The 19,885-nt window shown below is 59.6% G+C and carries 18 protein-coding genes; 2 read left to right on the top strand and 16 right to left on the bottom strand.

Annotated features, from left to right (window positions below):
* Positions 1-12: 12 nt before the first annotated feature.
* The 16 genes from ACI77I_RS13160 to ACI77I_RS13085 all read right to left on the bottom strand — a co-directional run bounded on the left by ACI77I_RS13160 (position 13) and on the right by ACI77I_RS13085 (position 17,083).
* Entirely contained in the window at positions 13-1,044 is a 1,032-nt protein-coding gene (locus ACI77I_RS13160) for a DUF5924 family protein (protein ID WP_094949653.1), read from the bottom strand.
* A 67-nt stretch (positions 1,045-1,111) separates the two neighbouring features.
* Positions 1,112-2,497, bottom strand: a complete 1,386-nt coding sequence (locus tag ACI77I_RS13155) for a pitrilysin family protein (RefSeq protein WP_242153724.1) — start codon at positions 2,495-2,497, stop codon at positions 1,112-1,114.
* Between the two features lie 57 nt (positions 2,498-2,554).
* A complete protein-coding gene (locus tag ACI77I_RS13150) occupies positions 2,555-4,213 on the bottom strand; it encodes a Na/Pi cotransporter family protein (protein ID WP_094949651.1) in 1,659 nt (552 codons plus the stop codon).
* A 301-nt stretch (positions 4,214-4,514) separates the two neighbouring features.
* Complete coding sequence (locus tag ACI77I_RS13145) at positions 4,515-5,282, bottom strand: TerC family protein (RefSeq protein ID WP_094949650.1); 768 nt, start codon at positions 5,280-5,282, stop codon at positions 4,515-4,517.
* A gap of 65 nt (positions 5,283-5,347) precedes the next feature.
* Complete coding sequence (locus tag ACI77I_RS13140) at positions 5,348-6,655, bottom strand: CitMHS family transporter (protein WP_406997740.1); 1,308 nt, start codon at positions 6,653-6,655, stop codon at positions 5,348-5,350.
* A 272-nt stretch (positions 6,656-6,927) separates the two neighbouring features.
* The gene (locus ACI77I_RS13135) at positions 6,928-8,889 is read right to left on the bottom strand and encodes a DUF4105 domain-containing protein (RefSeq protein ID WP_094949648.1); all 1,962 of its coding nucleotides are present in this window, start codon (positions 8,887-8,889) and stop codon (positions 6,928-6,930) included.
* Positions 8,886-9,206 carry a DUF2388 domain-containing protein gene (locus tag ACI77I_RS13130; protein WP_094949647.1) on the bottom strand — a complete coding sequence of 107 codons (321 nt, stop codon included), beginning with the start codon at positions 9,204-9,206 and terminating at the stop codon, positions 8,886-8,888. Before ACI77I_RS13130 ends, ACI77I_RS13135 begins: the two co-directional genes overlap by 4 nt.
* 26 nt (positions 9,207-9,232) lie before the next feature.
* Positions 9,233-9,541, bottom strand: coding sequence for a DUF2388 domain-containing protein (locus ACI77I_RS13125; RefSeq protein ID WP_406997778.1), 309 nt, complete (start codon positions 9,539-9,541; stop codon positions 9,233-9,235).
* A gap of 105 nt (positions 9,542-9,646) precedes the next feature.
* Positions 9,647-9,967 (bottom strand): DUF2388 domain-containing protein, encoded by a 321-nt coding sequence (locus ACI77I_RS13120; RefSeq protein ID WP_094949645.1) that lies wholly within the window; start codon positions 9,965-9,967, stop codon positions 9,647-9,649.
* A 159-nt stretch (positions 9,968-10,126) separates the two neighbouring features.
* Positions 10,127-10,312, bottom strand: coding sequence for a DUF1127 domain-containing protein (locus ACI77I_RS13115; protein ID WP_242153728.1), 186 nt, complete (start codon positions 10,310-10,312; stop codon positions 10,127-10,129).
* A 263-nt stretch (positions 10,313-10,575) separates the two neighbouring features.
* The gene (locus ACI77I_RS13110; protein ID WP_003214752.1) at positions 10,576-10,791 is read right to left on the bottom strand and encodes a DUF1127 domain-containing protein; all 216 of its coding nucleotides are present in this window, start codon (positions 10,789-10,791) and stop codon (positions 10,576-10,578) included.
* 318 nt (positions 10,792-11,109) lie between these two features.
* Positions 11,110-12,603, bottom strand: coding sequence for an acetyl-CoA hydrolase/transferase family protein (locus ACI77I_RS13105; RefSeq protein WP_094949643.1), 1,494 nt, complete (start codon positions 12,601-12,603; stop codon positions 11,110-11,112).
* 234 nt (positions 12,604-12,837) lie between these two features.
* Positions 12,838-14,274 (bottom strand): NAD(P)(+) transhydrogenase (Re/Si-specific) subunit beta, encoded by a 1,437-nt coding sequence (locus tag ACI77I_RS13100; RefSeq protein WP_242153730.1) that lies wholly within the window; start codon positions 14,272-14,274, stop codon positions 12,838-12,840.
* Positions 14,271-14,594 carry an NAD(P) transhydrogenase subunit alpha gene (locus ACI77I_RS13095; RefSeq protein ID WP_094949641.1) on the bottom strand — a complete coding sequence of 108 codons (324 nt, stop codon included), beginning with the start codon at positions 14,592-14,594 and terminating at the stop codon, positions 14,271-14,273. Before ACI77I_RS13095 ends, ACI77I_RS13100 begins: the two co-directional genes overlap by 4 nt.
* Positions 14,595-14,609: 15 nt before the next feature.
* Entirely contained in the window at positions 14,610-15,731 is a 1,122-nt protein-coding gene (locus ACI77I_RS13090) for a Re/Si-specific NAD(P)(+) transhydrogenase subunit alpha (RefSeq protein WP_094949640.1), read from the bottom strand.
* Positions 15,732-16,183: 452 nt separating this feature from the next.
* Positions 16,184-17,083 carry a LysR family transcriptional regulator gene (locus tag ACI77I_RS13085; protein WP_094949639.1) on the bottom strand — a complete coding sequence of 300 codons (900 nt, stop codon included), beginning with the start codon at positions 17,081-17,083 and terminating at the stop codon, positions 16,184-16,186.
* A gap of 157 nt (positions 17,084-17,240) precedes the next feature.
* Here ACI77I_RS13085 and ACI77I_RS13080 point away from each other — a divergent pair, with 157 nt between their 5' ends.
* A complete protein-coding gene (locus ACI77I_RS13080; protein WP_406997739.1) occupies positions 17,241-18,422 on the top strand; it encodes an acyl-CoA dehydrogenase in 1,182 nt (393 codons plus the stop codon).
* 12 nt (positions 18,423-18,434) lie between these two features.
* Positions 18,435-19,655 carry a CaiB/BaiF CoA-transferase family protein gene (locus ACI77I_RS13075; protein ID WP_094949637.1) on the top strand — a complete coding sequence of 407 codons (1,221 nt, stop codon included), beginning with the start codon at positions 18,435-18,437 and terminating at the stop codon, positions 19,653-19,655.
* Positions 19,656-19,885 lie beyond the last annotated feature (230 nt).

The raw sequence follows: 19,885 nt of genomic DNA, 5'->3' as shown, positions 1-19,885 counted from the left end.
GCACGATACAACCTACTTTGGGTTGTCCGTTTGTGCTGTGTCAGTGACTTTGAAGCGCAGCACACCGATGACCTGGCCGTCTTCCGTCAGCACTCGCACTTGCCAGCGGCCTACCGCATCGGCGGGGAAGTTCTGCTTGTGGGTCCAGGCGCGGTAGCCTTCCTTGCGCCCGCCGTGGATATCCAAGGCGATGCGGTCGACCTCTTGGCCGTTGAATTTCCACACGTGGTAAATCCGCTCGTCCAGCCCGCGCGGTGCGTTGATTGCGGTGTAGGCGTACAGCCCGCCGCTGCGCAATTGGGCGGCGCTGACTTCCTTGAGGTCGTCACCGGGCGTGCGGTCTTGCAGCTGCGTGCTGATTGCCACTTCGGTCATCCATAACGTGGCGGGCGGCACCCAGCTGCGCAGGAACCAACCCGCGCAACCAATGGCGGCCGTCACGCCCAGTAGCATCGCCCAGCCTTTGATACTGCGCAGCGGCAGGCTTGCGGCCAGGCTCGGGATCGACAGCGCCATGGCTACGCCCAGCGCCAATTTGTAGCTCTCTGCGGTCGTCAGGTGCAGGATGATCGGCAACGCGGTGAGCAGCGCGGCGAACAGGGTCAGAGTGTGCAGCGCCAGGAACAGCGAGCGTTTCGGCGCCAGCCACTTGTAGTACAGCGGGTCGGTGATCGACACCAGCGCCGCCGCGCCGAGCAGGCCGGTGAACACCGATTGGCCGCTGTTCCAGGCGGTGGTGACAAAAAAGAACGGCAGCACAAAGAACAGGCTTTCCTGGTGGATCATCTGGGTGGCGTAGCGCAGCAGCGGCTCGGGGATTTCCCGGTTGAAGACTTTGGTGAACAGCCGGGTAAAGCTGTTTTCCAGCATCAGCCACAGCCAGCTCACCAGCATGATCACCGCGATCCAGCTGGCCATGCCTTGCTGACGGTCCACCAAGATGAAACTGCACACGCCCGAGATAAAGCCGCCGAGCGCAATCACCCCAGGGTAGCGCTTGATCAGTACGAGGATGCGCTGGATAAGGGGCGGCAGGTTTGGCATGGGCGGTTCACAGTGTATGTAGGAAAAAACCCAGACAGAATAACGTCTTAGCCCTGTGTTCGGTGCCTCATTGCGCTGTCCGTTTGCGATAAAGCCGCAAGCCGCCCAGCACAATCGCGATTAACCCGAGCACGCCGGCGCCGATCCAGGTCAGGCTGTCGTAGCTCAGCAGTGGTTTTTCGATGCGCCAATAGCCCGGCTGCTCGAAAACCTGGCGCATGGCCTGGTTGGCCTGTTTCAGGTTCACGGCCTTGATGCGTTTGACTGGGTCGCTGAAGTGGCCGTCGGCGTAGTCGCCGGAGGCACTCCAGTAATAATCGGCCAACGCGCTGTTGCCCTGCACGGCCCAGGCTTGGCGCGCGATGGCGGCTTGCTGCAGGCGCACGAATGTCGTTGCGTCGAGACCGTCCTTGAGCAGTTGCGCCTTGAGGTCCTGCAGCACTTGTTCGGCTTCGGGCAGGTTATCCCGCTCGAGGTCGGCATTCAGGCTGAGGAAACCGACGCCGCCGAGCACTTCGCGCTCGCTCCATGGGCCGTAGGACAAACCGTGCTTGAGGCGCAGTTGGCGGTACAGCGCCCAGTCGAGGTAGTCCTTGAGCAAGTCGTAAGTTTCATCGTGCTGGTCGTCCAGCACCGGTTCGGGGAACAGCCAGTGCAGTTTGGCGCTGTCACCGACCCAGCCGTGGATCAGGTCACGGTGGCTGGCGGCGGCGTGCTGGATTTGCGGTAGCGGCAAGTGCTCGCTCGGTTCGATGGGATCAAGTTGGCCGTAGGTGCGTTCCAGGTAAGCCGGCAACAGCTTGTCGAGGTCGCCGACGATGATCAGCGTCATGTTATTGGGCGCGTACCAGTTTTTGCGCAGGGTCTGCAGCTGATCGCGGGTCAGGTGGTCGACCTCGGCGCGTTCGGCGCATTTGAGGCCCAACTCAACAGCCAATTGGTTGCTGGCGGTGTGGCCGAGGTCCTGGCGGTCGAGCAGGCGTTGCAGGTGTGAGTAATGGCCGCCGTCTTCGCGTTCGACCACTTGCTTTGCCGCGTTGATGTTGGCGTCGGTCAGCTCGGAGCGGGTGAGGATCGCCAGCAGCAGGTCGAGCACCTTGCGCTGGTTCTGCGCCGGGGCTTCGATCACAAAGGTGGTGTCGGCGTTGCTGGTGTAGGCGTTCCACTCGCCGCCCAAGGCCTGCATGCGGTCTTCGAGGTCGCCTTCGCCACCGCCGTCGATGCCACTGAACAACAAGTGTTCGAGCAGGTGCGGCAGCTCCTTTTCTTCGCAGGGGAAGTCATCCAGGCCTACGCCTACCACCAAGCGAATGGCCACGTGCCCGCGTTCGGTGCCCGGCTTGAGCAGCAATTGCAGGCCGTTGGGCAAGGTGTAGCCCTCGACTTGCAAGCGGTCAAAAGCGAAGGCGTGTGCAGAGCCCATGAGCAGGCAGACGAATAACAGGCGACGCATAACAGCTTCCTGGCGAGTGGGGTCCACTGTTAACTGACTTCACTCGCCGTCTTACGTTCAGGGTGAATGGGTGATGTCGGCGATATCTTCGGCGGAGAGCGCGCCGGTGTCGGATGTTTCGAGCACCACATAGGCGCTGCTGCAGAATAGCGAGTTGAGGCGTTTCATGTCGGCAATCAGCTCCAGGTGCAAGGAGCTGGTTTCCAGGCTCTGTACGATTTTGCGTTGCAGACGGCTGACATGCGCGTGGGCCAGGCGCCGTTCCTGTGCGCGGAAGCGGCGCTTCTCGCGCAGCAATTGGCGGGCGCTTTCCGGGTCGGCGCTGAGGAACACCGACAGGCCCAGGCGCAGGTTGGCAATCAGCTGAGTATGCAGGCCCGCCAGCTCTTCCAGGCCCACTTCGGAGAACTGCCGGCGCTGCGAGGTTTTCTGCTGCTGGACCTTGCGCAGCATGCGTTCGATCAGGTCACCGGCCAGTTTCAGGTTGATCGACAGTTCGATGATCTCGGCCCAGCGGCGGCTGTCTTGTTCGCTGAGGTCTTCGCGGGGCATTTGCGCCAAGTAAAGTTTGATCGCACTGTACAGCGCCTCGACGTCATCACTGAGGCTGCGCATTTCCTGGGTGATGGCGGTCTGCTTGCCGCGCAACACTTCGAGCATCGCGGTGAGCATGTTGTCGATCAGGTCACCCAGGCGCAGGGTTTCGCGGGCAGCGTTGGCGAGGGCCAGGCTTGGGGTGGCGAGTGCCGCAAGGTCGAGGTGGCGTGGTTTGGCTTTGCCGTTGGTCTCGGCTTGTTCCGGCAGCAACCAGGCGCACAGGCGTGACATCGGCCCGATGGTCGGCAACAGGATCAGACAGCGGCTGACGTTGTAGAGCAGGTGGAAGGTAATGACCATGCCTTGGGCGCTGTAGTCCAGACCGTCCATCCAGCCGACAAGCGGGTCGAGTACCGGAATGATCAACAGCAAGCCAATCAGTTTGTACAGCAGGCTGCCCAGTGCCACTTGCCGACCGGCTGCGTTCTGCATGCTGGTGCTGAGGAAAGCCAGCACGCCACTGCCGATATTGGCGCCGATCACCAGGCCGATCGCCACGTGCAGGCCGATCACGCCGGCGCCGGCCAGGGTTGCCGTGAGCAACACGGCGGCCAGGCTGGAGTAGGAAATCATGGCGAAGAGTGCGCCGACCAAGGCATCCAACAAGATGTCGCCGGTCAGCGAGGCGAACAGCACTTTGACGCCTTGGGCATGGGTAATCGGCCCGGCGGCTTCGACGATCAACTGCAGGGCCAGAATGATCAGGCCCAGGCCGATCCCGACGCGGCCCATCTGCCCGGCCCGCGTCTGTTTGCGCGACAGGAAGAAAATCACCCCCAGAAAGATCAGCAGCGGCGACAGCCAGGACAGGTCAAACGTCAGCACCCTCGCCATCAACGCCGTACCGACGTCGGCGCCGAGCATGGTCGCCAGGGCGGGCATCAGCCCCATCAGGCCTTGGCCTACAAATGAGGTGACCAGCATCGCCGTGGCGTTGCTGCTCTGCACCATGGCCGTCACCAGGATACCGGCGATAAACGCCAGCCATCGCTTGGACATGTTCTGCCCGATGACTTGGCGCAAGTTGGAACCGTAGACCCGCAAGATGCCGGTACGAACGATGTGCGTGCCCCAAATAAGCAGGGTCACGGCGGAAAGCAGATTGAGCAAGGTCAGCATGCTCGGCCCCCCGTGTGGTTTAGCTCAAAAAGAGCAAATAAGAATTGCCGCGTGCCGCTCTACGTCTTGTACTTAAGCTGTAGTTGGCGAATGGGCTGCGCGCCAGCATCGCATAGCTAAAGTAGGGTTTGAAATAAAACTGTCATGAAGATCGTTCCCACGCTCTGCGTGGAAATGCATCCCGTGACGCTCTGCGTCGCGTTGAGGGTAGGACGCGGAGCGTCTCCGTAGGCGACATACCCACGCAGAGCGTGGGAATGATCATGGGGCGCGAACGCCCCATTTCAGCAGCGGGTGTGTGTTACTGACCCGGAATGTCCTTGCGCAGTTTCACCGGATCCTGCTGTTTCCTGTTTTTCGCGATGGCGGTGCGCATCTTGATGTTGACCGCTTCCACCGCCAGCGAGAACGCCATGGCGAAGTAGACGTAGCCTTTTGGCACGTGCACACCGAAGGATTCGGCGATCAACACCGTACCCACGACCAGCAGGAACGACAGTGCGAGCATTTTCAGCGACGGGTGCTTGTCGATGAATTCGCTGATGGTGCCAGCCGCCAGCATCATCACCAGTACGGCCACCACGATCGCCGCGATCATGACGGGCACGTGGGAAACCATGCCGACCGCAGTGATCACCGAGTCCAGGGAGAACACGATGTCGATGATCGCGATCTGGATGATGGTGTAGATGAATTTGCCACCCTTGCCGCCTGGTTCGTCGTGGGTTTCGTCTTCACCTTCCAGCGCGTGGTACATCTCCTGGGAGCTTTTCCACAGCAGGAACAGGCCACCGAAGAACAGGATCAGGTCGCGACCGGAAATGCCTTGGCCGAAGACCACGAACAGGTCGGCGGTCAGTTGCATGACCCAGGTGATCGACAGCAGCAACAGGATTCGCGTGACCATGGCCAGGGCCAGGCCGAAGATCCGAGTGCGCGCCTGCATATGCTTGGGCATGCGGCTGACCAGGATCGAAATCATGATGATGTTATCGATGCCCAGGACGATCTCGAGGGCCGTCAGGGTGAAAAAGGCAATCCAGATTTCCGGATTGGTCAGCCATTCCATGTGTATTCCTTTAAGCAAATGTTAAACCGCGCAAGCTGCAGCGCCGCGCGGTTGAGCGGGTACGACTATAGAGTGCTGAACAGCGGAAAAATCCCCATCAGCAAAGCAGCGAACATTATGCAAAGGCATACCAGCACTGCCCACTTGAGGGTAAAGCGTTGGTGGTCGCCAAATTCGATACCGGCCAGGGCTACCAGCAGGTACGTCGAGGGTACCAGCGGGCTGAGCAAATGCACGGGTTGGCCGACGATGGACGCGCGAGCCATTTCCACGGCGGTGATGCCGTAGTGGCTGGCGGCTTCGGCGAGTACGGGCAGTACGCCGTAGTAGAACGCATCGTTGGACATGAAGAAGGTAAACGGCATGCTGACCAGCGCGGTGATCACCGCCAGGTAAGGGCCCATGGCTTCCGGAATGACCGCCAGCAGGCTTTTGGACATGGCGTCGACCATGCCGGTGCCCGACAGGATGCCGGTGAAGATACCGGCGGCGAAGATCAGCCCCACCACCGCCAGTACGCTGCCTGCGTGGGCGGCGACGCGGTCTTTCTGCTGTTGCAGGCACGGGTAGTTGACGATCATCGTAATACTGAACGCCACCATGAACAGCACCGGCAGCGGCAAGAGGCCGGCGATCAGGGTGCACATCAGGGCGAAGGTCAGGGCACCGTTGAACCAGATCAGCTTCGGACGGCGGGCGTCCGGGAATTGCGAAACGCTGATCTCGCTGTGGTCGATTTCATCACCTTGCAGGTGCAGTTCACCCAGGCGCGCACGTTCGCGCTTGCCGTACATGTAGGCGATCACCAGGATCGCCACCACGCCGACGGCCATGGCCGGGATCATCGGTACGAAAATATCTGAGGGGTCCACATGCAGCGCACTGGCGGCGCGGGCGGTGGGGCCACCCCACGGGGTCATGTTCATCACGCCGCCGGCGAGGATGATCAGGCCGGCCATGATCCGCGGGCTCATGCCGATGCGCTGATACAGCGGCAGCATGGCGGCGACGCAGATCATGTAGGTGGTGGCGCCGTCACCGTCGAGGGACACCACCAGAGCCAGCACGGCGGTGCCGACCGACACTTTCAGCGGGTCGCCCTTGACCATCTTGAGGATCTTGCGCACGGCCGGGTCGAACAGGCCGGAGTCGATCATCAGGGCAAAGTAAAGAATGGCGAACATCAGCATCACGCCGGTCGGCGCAAGTTTGGTGATGCCCGCAAGCATCATTGGGCCGATTTCGGGTGCAAAACCACCAAACAGGGCGAACAGGATCGGCACGATGATCAAGGCAATCAGCGCAGACAGGCGCTTGGTCATGATCAGGAACATGAACGTGATGACCATGGCAAAGCCAAGGAAGGTCAGCATAGGAATACTCCAGGCGTAGCGCGGCTAGGAAATGGCGAACCGAGTGGGGTCAGCGCAGTACGAAAGGCACGTAGCGTACGGTTGGAATGGGGGCGGACAGGCGGTTACGAGCGGACATCAGGAATCACCATTGTTGTTGTTAGCAGCCGGTCTGTTGCCGGCAGTGGGGCGATCCTAGACGTGGAAGCTTTCAGCCAGCTTTCGCTGTGTAATCAGATGATGAGAGGCTTATCCTGTTTTTATGTAGGAAGAGTCAGCTTGTATCTGGCGAATCAGGGAAGCTCAAGGCCCCCGGCCGCTTTGTGCAGCGCCCGCAGGTGCTCGCCCACCTGCTTGAGGTTGGCTTCGGAGGCGGCAATCTCGGCGGCGCGGGAAGGCTCCAGCAGCACCCTCACCTCTTTATCCAGTTCGCCGGTCAAGGATTGCAGCTGCTTCTGGCGTTCGGCGCTTTCCGATTCCAGGCGTTTGGATTCCGACGGTTGCGGCAGGCCGTAGCCGCCACTGCCAAGCAGTTCCGCCGGGCGGCTGAGGAAGCCGCTGTTGGCGAGGATTTGTTGCAGCGTGTTGTTGGCTTTTTCCATGCCACCGTTTTTCAGCTCGCGAGCACCCAGGTAGCGTTGTTTGACTTCGTCCTGGGCCAACATCAGTTGCCTGCGATAGCTGGCCTGTTCCAGCAGCAACAGTGCTGCGCTGGTGCGCAGGTCGGCCTGGCTGAACCATTGGCGGCGCTCTTCGGCACTGAGGGCCAGCCAGTCTTCGACCTGAGTCTGTTTGATCGGCAAGTGTTTGCGCAGCACATCGAACATCGCCTGGTAGCGCTCGCGGAACGAGTCGAAGTGGTAACCCAGGCGCAACGCCTCGCGTTTGTCGTTGAGTACACTGGTGTCAGCCAGGCCGCGCGCGCTGAGAACTTCCAGCAAGCCGTTGGGGGTGATGTTGTCCAGGCCGGTCAATTGGGGGTTGGCGCTGCCGCTGCGTAACAGCTTCAGGCTCTCTACCGCACAGTTGTTGGAAATGAAGAAGTAGTTGCCGTCGTAGCTCCAATGCATTTCGGCGGCGTGCTCGACGGTGTCGTTGATCTCTTGACGCGTAAGTTTGAGCGGAACAGATGCCAGGCCGCGAAGCTCAGTTTTGGTGTATTCGTCGATCACTTGGGCCAGCGGCAGCACGAACAGTCGCGACGGGTACTTACCCACCAGTCCATCCCAGCTTGATAGTTGTACGTCACCGACGAAGGCGCGGTAGGACAACACCAGGTGTTGGTCCAGGTCCAGCCTACAATCCGGGCCGCGTGGGCGTCCGGGCGCGCAGATCACCAGGCGCAACATACTGTGGCCCCAGCGGCTGACCAGGTTCTGGTTGGCTTCGGCGAGCAGGTAGTCGATTTCATACACCCGCTCCGGGTCGACCTGGCCCAGCGGCGTCTTGGCGAAATCGTTGCCTGCGTTGAGGAACGCAAAGGTTTGGGCGCAGGTTTCTTGCTCAGGCGGCGCCCAGCCGAAGTGTTCCTTGTAATAGCGGAACAGCGAGGGGCGGCGGCAGGCGTAGCTTGGGTCTAGGAGGAAGTACTCCATGTTGACCGCCACGAACTCCAGCGGGCTGGTGGTTTCGTAGATATCTGGGCTGCGGGCGACTTGATGGTTGTTTTGTTCACGTTCGCCGCGACGGCCAACGTATTGCGGCCAGCCGGCAAGGTCCAGCAGGCGCGGGTCGTCACTTAGGGTAAAGCGGCGGTCATTCTGGCCGCGGCATTGATCGGTCAGGCCGATCAGGCCGGTGATGTTGTTCTGGCGGCTGCAGCGACGGATCAGTGTGCGCTCGTCTTTGGACCACAGGCGCGCACGGTCATAGATGTGGGTCAGTTCATGCAGCACGGTGGCGAGCATTTCGCGGCGCACGGTGCCGTGGGGGCGGTTGGTCTTCTGGGTGGCGGCGCTGCCGTCGGTCAGGCTGGCGAGCAGGTTCTGGTTGAGGTCCAGTTCGGACACCAGTGAGGCCTGGCCGTACGCGTTTTCAGGCATTTTGTCGGTCCAGCCGACATCAATGCGCCGGTCCAACTGCTCGATAAAACGCGGCGGCAAGGCGCGCATCGCTTCATCGAGCAATGCCTGGCTGGCCTGCTGTTCGGCCGGGCTCAAGCCATCGGTCTTGAGCCGCAGTTGCAGGCCGGCCTGAGCTGCGCTTGCACAGAGCAGCACAGTCCCAGCCAATAGCCAGGCGACTAGGCGCCTCACAGAGCGAGAATGGCTTCGGCGAGGGTCTGGTCACTGGCGTCGCGGGCTTGCGGCACGCGGGTTCGCAGGGTGTCGAAGGCAGCTTCGAGCTGTGCGCCGCGGATCTCGCCGTTGGTGGCGACGAAGCTGGCGGCGTCATCGTGGGCTTCGCGCACGATTTTGGAATCACGGATAGACGTGGTGGTGTCCGAGGTGAAGTCAATGGTGCGGGCCGATGCACGCACGATGATGTTACTGGTGGCCTTCAGGGTTTGCGCGTGGGCAACATCGGCCAACAACAGCAAGCCGAGAGCGGCGGCGATCAGCGGACTACGCATGGAAAAACTCCGAAATACAAAGATGATTATTGGACGAGAATTGCTTGCGCCAGTTCAAGGTCGCTGGCGTTAAGTTTTGGCTGGGTGCGGCGCAGATAATCCAGCGCAGATTCCAGAAGAGCGCCCCGCCATTGGCCGTCAGTGGCGATAAAAGCGGCAGCGTCATCCTGGGCGGCCACTATCAACTTTCTGTCAAAAGGTGCGGAGGTCACCTTGCTGGTGGCATACGCACTGATGACGGTGCTCTGGGTGGTCACATCAAAGGCAAACACCGATGGCGACCAACAGGCGGAAAACAACACGGGAACGATCAACAAGCGGTATGAAAAAACCATGGGACTCGACAACTGAAAGCGAGCGCCAAGGCTAGCGCAATGCCCGGGCGAGAGCCAGCGCTGACACATTTGGTAGCGGCTGGCGCCCTCTTGCATTTACCTTGGTCAGATGGCCAGGATCGCTTGGGCCAGCTGTGCGTCAGTAGCGGTATTGAGTTGGGGTGCCTGTTGGCGGATCTGCGCCAGGGCGCTCTCCAGTTTCACACCGCGGATGGCGCCTTCGCTGGCGACAAAGCTGGCGGCGTCGTCACGCGCGGCCTGCACGACTTTATTGTCACGCAGTGAGGAGGTGGCATCCGAGCTGGCGTCGGAGGTGGCTTTCAGCGCGCCGACGATTGAATCGGTGGTCACGATGAAGCTGCTTGCGTTGGCATTGGCAGCCACGGCCAACAGGGCGGCGGCACTGAGCAGGCGAAGACGGGACATGGAGTGACTCCTGTAGATGAACAAATAAAGCGGCGCAAAGCGGCCACTGTGAAACCGACAGTGTTGCGATTGAGCATCAGACGCCGGTTCTACAAGGTTCGCCACGTATTAGTGGGATCTTAAGCTGCCGTTTATCTGTTCGGAAAGTCCCGCGGGTGTCTATTCACGCCAGAACGGCTTGGACAGCTCGGCGATTCGGTCGCCCTGGCTGATGCCCGCGTCTGAGAGTTCGCGCGGGTCAAGCTGAGCCAGTTGATGCCGCTCATGGGCCTGTCGCGCCCATCTGGCCAATGCACTGGCGGTGCGAACGAGCAGCTGTTTAAAGGACGAGCGTTGCGTGTTCATGGCTGGAGCCTTTCATGAGGTCTTGGAGCTCCATGTTGGGCGCCTCATTTCTACCGATACAGATACACCAAGGTTAAATTGTACCGCTTAACTGTAGTATTTTTTGAACTGTACTGGTTGCTGCGTAAGCCTTCTGTTCAGCGGTGAAAAAAGCTGAATCCCAGAAACAACAAAGCCCGCCTCCGGTTTCCCGGGGCGGGCTTTATTTTGACAAATCAGAGTGCTGGCGGTGGACCCGGTGGGTCAGGGCCAGCGGGCGCCAATTAGCGCCAGAACGGCTTGCTCAGCTCTTCGTAGCGTTGAGCTTCGCTGATACCGGCGTCAGCCAGCAGACGCGAGTCCAGACGAGCCAATTGGTGGCGGCTGGAAATGCGGCGCTGCCACAACATCAGGTTAGCGAGAACGCGCAAAGGCAGGGAAGCCTGGGTGTTTACAGCTTTTTCTTCGAAGAACAGATCGGAACTGAGTGTACGTTCCATGGTGACATCCTTCCGCTTGTGGCGGGATTAGGTAGTGGTTTAACTGATGCCAATGATCCTCCTCCGACGCAAGACTCACTAGATACAGTTCACCTGTATTGTGAGGGGCCAGTTAACTGTTTATAGCGGCTGTACTGTACGGAAACGGGGTAACTGTACCTGTCTGCACTTAAACGGTGCGAAATGGACGGTTTCGGCCGAAGTTATGGGATATGCATGTAGGAAAAGACCAGTACAGCAGTACAGTTTTTTACAGAAGTGACGGGTATGCCTTCGGGCTGATGCAACTGTCTTTGCATCAGCCCGAATCTGTATCAATCAGGCCTTGAGCATATGCCCGGTTTCTTCCAGGTTAATGTGCCAGCTCAGTGCTTCACGCAGGATATGCGGGGTATGCCCGCCGATAGCGCAGGCGGCGTTGAAGTAACTGTTCAGCGCATCGCGGTACGCCGGGTGCACACAGTTGTCGATGATCACCCGGGCACGCTCACGCGGTGCCAGGCCACGCAGATCGGCAAGGCCAACCTCAGTCACTAGGATGTCCACGTCGTGCTCAGTGTGGTCCACATGGCTGACCATCGGCACCACGCTGGAAATCGCGCCGCCCTTGGCAATCGACTTGGTGACGAAGATCGCCAGGTGCGCATTGCGTGCGAAGTCCCCGGAGCCCCCAATGCCGTTCATCATCCGCGTGCCGCAGATGTGGGTGGAGTTGACGTTGCCGTAGATATCAAACTCCAGCGCGGTGTTGATAGCGATGATCCCCAGACGCCGCACGACTTCAGGGTGGTTAGAGATTTCCTGCGGGCGTAGTACTAGCTTGTCCTTGTAGTGTTCCAGGTTGCCGAACACATCGGCATTGCGCCGTTCCGACAAGGTAATCGAGCTGCCCGAGGCGAAGCTCAGCTTGCCTGCGTCGATCAGGTCGAACGTCGAGTCCTGCAGCACTTCCGAATACATGGTCAGGTCTTCGAACGGCGAATCGAGCAAGCCGCACATCACTGCGTTGGCAATGTTGCCGATACCGGCCTGCAGCGGGCCGAGCTTGTTAGTCATGCGCCCGGCGTCCACTTCCTGCTTGAGAAAGTTGATCAGGTGATTGGCGATGCCTTGGGTGTCGGCGTCTGGCGGCGTCACGGTGGAGGCTGAGTCAGCCTGGTTGGTGATCACGATGGCGACGATCTTCTCGGGCGGGATCGGAATCGCGGTGCTGCCAATGCGGTCGTCGACCTTGACCAGCGGAATCGGCGTACGGGTCGGCCGGTAGGTCGGGATATAGATGTCGTGCAGCCCTTCCAGGTTCGGGTTGTGCGCGAGGTTGATCTCGACGATCACTTGCTTGGCGAAAATCGCGAAACTGGCCGAGTTGCCCACGGAGGTGGTCGGCACGATATGGCCTTGTTCGGTGATTGCGACGGCTTCGATGACGGCGATGTCCGGCAGCTTGAGCTGGTTGTTACGCAGTTGCTCGACGGTTTCCGACAGATGCTGGTCGATAAACATCACCTCGCCGGCGTTGATCGCGCGGCGCAGGGTGCTGTCCACTTGGAATGGCATGCGGCGGGACAGCACGCCGGCTTCGGTCAGTTGCTTGTCCAGGTCATTGCCCAGGCTGGCGCCGGTCATCAGGGTGATTTTCAGCGGCGAAGTCTTGGCGCGTTCGGCAAGTGCGTGAGGGACGGCCTTGGCTTCACCGGCTCGGGTGAAGCCGCTCATGCCGACGGTCATGCCGTCCTCGATCAGTGCAGCGGCGTCTGCCGCGCTCATGACCTTGTTCAACAACGAAGGCAAGCGGATACGATCACGGTACATGAATTGTTATCTCAGGCTACGGAAGCAAGGTGGGCAGTGTAGTGATTTCAAAAAAATTCGGCCCGCTACCATGGTCGAATGCCAGGCGGCGATTTAGAGCCTTTGGTCGGGTTTCATGTGAGTGTGCAGAGCGGGACGCAGAGCATCCCTGGCTGCATTCCCACGCAGAGCAGTGGAACGAAAAAACCCCAGCCTACTGGAGGCCAGGGTTTCGGGTATTGCGCTAGCGCAGTGTTATTCGACGGCCTTGACCATGTCTTCGATGACCTTCTTCGCATCACCGAAGACCATCATGGTCTTGTCCAGGTAGAACAACTCGTTGTCCAGGCCTGCATAGCCGCTGGCCATCGAGCGCTTGTTGACGATGATGGTCTTGGCTTTGAATGCTTCCAGGATCGGCATGCCGGCGATGGGTGATTTAGGGTCGTTTTTGGCGGCCGGGTTGACCACGTCGTTCGCGCCCAGCACCAGCACCACATCAGCCTGGCCGAATTCGGAGTTGATGTCTTCCATCTCAAACACCTGGTCGTAAGGCACTTCCGCCTCAGCCAGCAGCACGTTCATATGGCCAGGCATGCGCCCCGCCACCGGGTGGATCGCGTACTTCACGGTGACGCCGCGGTGGGTCAGCTTCTCGGTCAGCTCTTTAAGCGCATGTTGCGCGCGTGCCACCGCCAAGCCATAGCCCGGCACGATGATCACGGTGTCGGCGTTGGTCAGCAGGAAGGTAGCGTCGTCGGCGGAGCCGGACTTCACCGGGCGCGCTTCTTTAGAGCCCGCCGGGCCGGCTGCATCCGCTGTGTTGCCGAAACCGCCGAGCAGCACATTAAAGAAGGAGCGGTTCATCGCCTTGCACATGATGTACGACAGAATCGCGCCGCTGGAGCCCACCAGGGAGCCGGCGATGATCAGCATCGAGTTGTTCAGCGAGAAGCCGATACCCGCCGCTGCCCAGCCGGAGTAGCTGTTGAGCATCGACACGACTACCGGCATGTCGGCGCCGCCAATCGGGATGATGATCAGCACACCGAGCACGAACGCCAGGGCCAGCATCAATGCGAAGGCACTAAGGTTGCCGGTGAACATGAACGCCAGGCCGAGGCCGAGGGTGGCCAGGCCGAGCACCAGGTTTAGCTTGTGCTGGCCGCCGAACTGCACCGGTGCGCCTTGGAACAGGCGGAACTTGTACTTGCCCGAGAGTTTGCCGAACGCGATTACCGAACCGGAGAAGGTAATTGCGCCGATGGCTGCACCGAGGAACAGTTCCAGGCGGTTGCCGGCAGGGATCGAGTCGCCCAGGTGCTTGACGATGCCCAGCGATTGCGGCTCGACCACGGCGGCGATGGCGATAAATACTGCGGCCAAGCCGATCATGCTGTGCATGAACGCGACCAGCTCAGGCATTTTGGTCATTTCTACGCGCTTGGCCATGATCGAACCGGCGGTGCCGCCGATCAGCAGGCCGACGATCACGTAGCCGATACCGGCGGTGGCCAGTTCAGCCCCAAGCTTATAGATGAGGCCCACGGTGGTCAGCACCGCCAGCGCCATGCCGAGCATGCCGAACAGGTTGCCGCGCCGCGAGGTAGTTGGGTGCGACAGGCCTTTGAGGGCCTGGATAAAGCAAATCGACGCGATCAAGTAGAGCGTCGTGACCAGATTCATGCTCATGACGATGGCGCCTCTGCTTTTACTTTCGGGGCTTTCTTCTTGAACATTTCCAGCATTCTGCGGGTTACCAAAAAACCGCCGAACACATTAACTGCCGCCAAGGCCACGGCCAGGGTGCCCATGGTCTTGCCCAATGGTGTAACGGTGAGCGCTGCAGCCAGCATGGCGCCGACGATCACAATTGCTGAGATTGCGTTCGTCACCGCCATCAATGGCGTGTGCAGCGCAGGTGTCACGTTCCAGACCACGTGGTAACCGACATAAATCGCCAGCACAAAGATGATCAGGTTGTAGATACCGGGGGAGATAAGCTCTTCCATCGTCTGAATCCCTGCTTAGGCGTTTTTGCGGATGACTTGGCCGTCGCGGCACATCAGGCACGCGGCGACGATGTCGTCTTCGAGGTTGATTTCAAACTGCCCTTCCTTGTTGAAGACCAGCTTCAGGAAGTCCAGCAGGTTGCGTGCATACAAAGCTGAAGCGTCGGCAGCGACGGCACCGGCCAAGTTGGTCGGGCCACAGATGGTCACGCCGTTTGCCACGACGACCTGATCGGCCACGGTCAGCGGGCAGTTACCACCTTGGGCGGCGGCGAGGTCGATGACCACCGAGCCTGGCTTCATGTGTGCGACGGTTTCGGCGCTGAGCAGAGTCGGCGCCTTGCGGCCCGGGATCAACGCGGTGGTGATGACGATGTCGGCCTGCTTGGCGCGCTCGTGCACGGCCAGGGCCTGGCGCTGCATCCAACTGCTTGGCATCGGGCGTGCGTAACCGCCAACACCGACGGCGCATTCGCGCTCTTCATCGGTTTCGTACGGCACGTCGACGAACTTGGCGCCGAGGGATTCGATCTGCTCTTTCACCGCTGGGCGCACGTCGGACGCTTCGATCACCGCACCCAGGCGTTTCGCCGTGGCGATGGCCTGAAGACCTGCGACGCCAGCGCCGAGGATCAGCACGCGGGCAGCTTTCACGGTGCCAGCAGCCGTCATCAGCATCGGCATGAAGCGCGGGTAGTGATGGGCTGCAAGCAGCACTGCTTTGTAGCCGGCGATGTTGGCTTGCGACGACAGCACATCAAGGCTCTGGGCCCGTGAGGTGCGCGGCGCAGCTTCCAGCGCGAAGGCAGTGATGCCGCGCTCGGCCAGCTTGGCAATGGTTTCGTTGCTGAACGGATTGAGCATGCCTACAACGACGGTGCCGCTTTTGATCAGCCCCAGTTCGTTGTCGCTGGGGGCGACCACCTTGAGAATCAGCTCGGCGCCAAACGCCTCGCTGGCACTGCCAATGGTTGCGCCTGCCGCTTCGTAGGCACTGTCGACGACGCTGGCATTAACGCCTGCGCCGCTTTGAACAGTGACCTTATGGCCCTGGCCGATCAGCTTCTTGATGGTTTCCGGGGTGGCAGCCACCCGCGTTTCACCGGTCTGGGTTTCGAGAGGAACACCAATGTGCACGTCAAATCTCCTGCATGATCTTTTTGCTTTTGATCTTTTTGTAAAAAGGCCAGTGCACCGTGAGTGGCGCAACTGGGGCGGCCGATCAGCACGATCCCGCTGAAATGACAGCGGGGCGCGGCATTTTGCAGGCGAACTTTACGGCCTTCAAGGGATTATGACGGGTGACGAAAAATTAACTACAAGTCACCCTGTGACTGATTGTCGCAACGCCTCGAAATAACCTCTTTAAATACAAGTATTTAAAGGGATTTAGGCGGTTTACGTATGTTTTACAATCGTGGTTGTGAATAGTCGGGCATTGGCCAGTGATAGTCGCTACAAGCCAAGTGAATCATGGCCTTGAGCCTTACCTATTGCAGAGAAGTACAGTCTGCTTAAATGCGACATATACGTATATCTGTAGTGCCAATAATTATCTGACTACAAAGTCAGCGGCTCGGTTTTTTCCTTTAAACGCTGGGGCTATAGCGCTGCGACTGATCAATCAACCAGTCTCTGAATGCGTGCAGCGATGCAGATTCGACTTTTCTCTCGGGAATCATCAAGTAGTAGGCCTTCGAACTGCTCAGCGCCTCTGGGCTTGCGATCATCAGTTGGTTCTCCTCCAGCTCGCGCTGGATAAGGAACGGCGGTATCAGCGCGATCCCCATGTCATGCATGGCGGCCTGAGACAACATCGAGAATAGCTCGTAACGCGGGCCTGTCATGTCGCGGGGTATGTTCAGTTGTTGCGCGTTGAACCATTGGCGCCAGGCGTAAGGCCGTGTGGTTTGCTGCAGCAGCGGCAGTTCTGCGATCTCTTGGGGGCTGAAGTGGGTGCGGGTGCCCAGTAATCGCGGACTGCACACCGGAACCGGGTTTTCCCCCATCAGCCGATGGGACTCGGTCCCAGACCAGTCGGCATCGCCAAAGTAGATCGCGGCATCGAATTCGGTATCGGCAAATAGAAACGGGCGCGTGCGGTTGGTGAGATTGACGGTGACTTCCGGGTGCTGGCGTTGAAAGTCCTTGAGGCGCGGGATCAGCCATTGGGTGCCGAAGGTTGGCACCACGGCGAGCTCGATGACGCTGGCGCCCTGCTGTCCCATTACTGACAAGGTGTCTCGCTCTACCGCGTCCAGCTGCATAGCGACGCGACGGCTGTAGGACAACCCCGCTTCGGTCAGCTTTACTCCGCGCCGTGAGCGCCGAAACAGCTCGACACTTAAAAACTCCTCAAGGCTGGCGATCTGTCGACAGATGGCGCCTTGGGTGATGGAAAGCTCCTGCGCCGCCTTGGTAAAGCTCTCGTGGCGGGCCGCGGCTTCAAAACTGACCAGGGCGGTGGTGCTGGGAATTTTTCTGCGCATGTACGTAGTACTCACTTATAAAGCGCGTCTGCGCCCTTCTCAGTCGTTTCGAAGTGAGAAATTAGCACAACCCTATGCAGAAACCTCGTTTGCCCTCTGCGACTGCCCGGCCTAGGCTGCATCCACGACTTCTGATTTTTTCCGCGAGGACTTATTCATGGCTGGTAAGGCAAGCTTCAACTGGATCGATCCACTGCTGCTGGATCAACAGCTCACCGAAGAAGAGCGCATGGTGCGTGACAGTGCTGAGCAATTCGCCCGGGACAAGCTGGCGCCGCGTGTGCTCGAAGCCTTTCGCCATGAAAAGACCGACCCTGCGATCTTCCGCGAGATGGGCGAAACGGGCCTGTTGGGCGCGATGATCCCCGAGCAGTACGGTGGCAGTGGCTTGAACTACGTCAGCTATGGGCTGATTGCCCGTGAGGTCGAGCGTGTCGACTCCGGCTATCGCTCGATGATGAGTGTGCAGTCATCACTGGTCATGGTGCCTATCAATGAATTTGGTACTGAGGCACAGAAGCAGAAGTACCTGCCGAAGCTGGCCTCTGGCGAGTGGATCGGCTGCTTCGGCTTGACTGAGCCTAATCACGGCTCCGACCCAGGCGCGATGATTACGCGGGCCCGTAAGGTGGACGGCGGCTACAGCCTGACCGGCGCCAAGATGTGGATCACCAATAGCCCGATCGCCGATGTGTTTGTGGTGTGGGGTAAGGACGATGCCGGTGATATTCGTGGTTTTGTCCTGGAGAAAGGCTGGAAAGGCCTGAGTGCTCCGGCGATTCACGGCAAGGTCGGCCTGCGCGCTTCCATTACCGGTGAGATCGTCATGGATAACGTGTTTGTGCCGGAAGAAAACATCTTTCCGGATGTGCGTGGCTTGAAAGGGCCTTTCACCTGCCTTAACTCGGCGCGCTATGGCATTTCCTGGGGGGCGCTGGGGGCCGCCGAGTTCTGCTGGCACACCGCTCGCCAGTACACCCTGGATCGTCATCAGTTCGGGCGTCCATTGGCGGCGACGCAACTGATCCAGAAGAAGCTGGCCGATATGCAGACCGAGATCACGATGGCCTTGCAAGGCTGCCTGCGCTTGGGGCGTATGAAGGATGAAGGTACGGCTGCGGTTGAGATTACTTCGATCATGAAGCGCAACTCCTGCGGCAAGTCCCTGGATATCGCGCGTATGGCGCGGGACATGCTGGGTGGCAACGGTATTTCCGATGAGTTCGGGGTGGCGCGTCACTTGGTCAACCTGGAGGTGGTTAACACCTATGAAGGTACGCATGACGTGCACGCCCTGATTCTTGGGCGTGCGCAAACCGGTCTTCAAGCGTTCTATTAATAGGAGCACGGCATGGGCGCGCTTTCACATCTGCGGGTATTGGATTTATCGAGAGTGCTGGCGGGCCCTTGGTCCGGGCAAATCCTGGCGGACCTTGGGGCTGAGGTGATCAAGGTCGAGCGGCCGGGTAATGGCGATGACACGCGCGCCTGGGGGCCGCCCTTCCTTAAGGATGCGTATGGCGAGAACACCAGTGAGGCGGCCTATTATCTGTCGGCCAACCGAAACAAGGAGTCGGTGACCATCGACTTCACGCGGCCGGAGGGGCAGAAGCTGGTGCGTGACCTGGCGGCGAAGTCCGACATCCTGATCGAGAATTTTAAAGTGGGTGGCCTGGCGGCGTATGGGCTGGACTATGAGTCGCTGAAGGAGATCAATCCGGAGTTGATCTATTGCTCGATCACCGGCTTTGGTCAGACCGGGCCCTACGCGGCGCGCGCGGGCTATGACTTCATGATTCAGGGGTTGGGCGGGCTCATGAGCTTGACCGGTCGGCCTGAGGGTGATGATGGCGCTGGGCCGGTAAAGGTTGGAGTGGCGCTGACGGACATCTTGACGGGGCTCTACTCGACTGTGGCGATCTTGGCAGCGCTGGCGCACCGGGACCATGACGGCGGCGGGCAGCATATTGATATGGCGTTGCTGGACGTGCAGGTGGCCTGCCTGGCTAACCAGGCGATGAATTACCTGACGACGGGTGTGTCGCCCAAGCGGCTGGGCAATGCTCACCCGAATATTGTGCCTTATCAGGATTTCCCCACGGCCGATGGTGACTTCATCCTGACGGTGGGTAATGACGGGCAGTTTCGCAAGTTCGCTGAGGCGGCTGGGCAGCCGCAGTGGGCGGACGATCCGCGCTTTGCTACTAATAAGGTGCGGGTGGCTAACCGTGCGGAGCTGATTCCGTTGATTCGCCAAGCTACGGTCTTCAAGACGACGGCTGAATGGGTGACGCAGCTGGAGCGAGTGGGCGTGCCGTGTGGGCCTATCAATGACTTGGCGCAGGTATTCGCCGATCCGCAGGTCAAGGCGCGTGGGCTGGCGATGGCGTTGCCTCATGCGCTGGCGGGGATGGTTCCGCAGGTGGCCAGTCCGATACGGCTGTCCAAGACGCCTGTGGAGTACCGCAGTGCGCCTCCTCTATTAGGAGAGCACACGGTTCAGGTGCTGCAGGGTGTGCTTGGGCTGGGGCCCGCAAATGTGGCTGCTTTAAGAGAAGCGGGTGTTATCTGAGTATTCCCTTCTATATAGAGCGCGTAAAGCGCCTATATAGGTTGTTTTTTAATCAATCCTAAGTAATTGATAGAGAAGCGAAATTAAGGGTTGACGGCAGATTCTGGAAGTCTATAATTCGCCCCACTTCCGGCGCAGTCGAAACGGAAAACTCCTTGGTAAACAAAGAGTTATGCAGAATTCGACAGCGGCTTGCTTCAGTTCATCGAAGCCCAGAAGGAGTTGGTAGA

The organism is Pseudomonas sp. D47 (genome assembly GCF_045447305.1).
Lineage (GTDB): Bacteria > Pseudomonadota > Gammaproteobacteria > Pseudomonadales > Pseudomonadaceae > Aquipseudomonas.
Note: the sequence above shows the minus strand (reverse complement) of the source record. Positions and strands in the feature narration are given on the sequence as shown.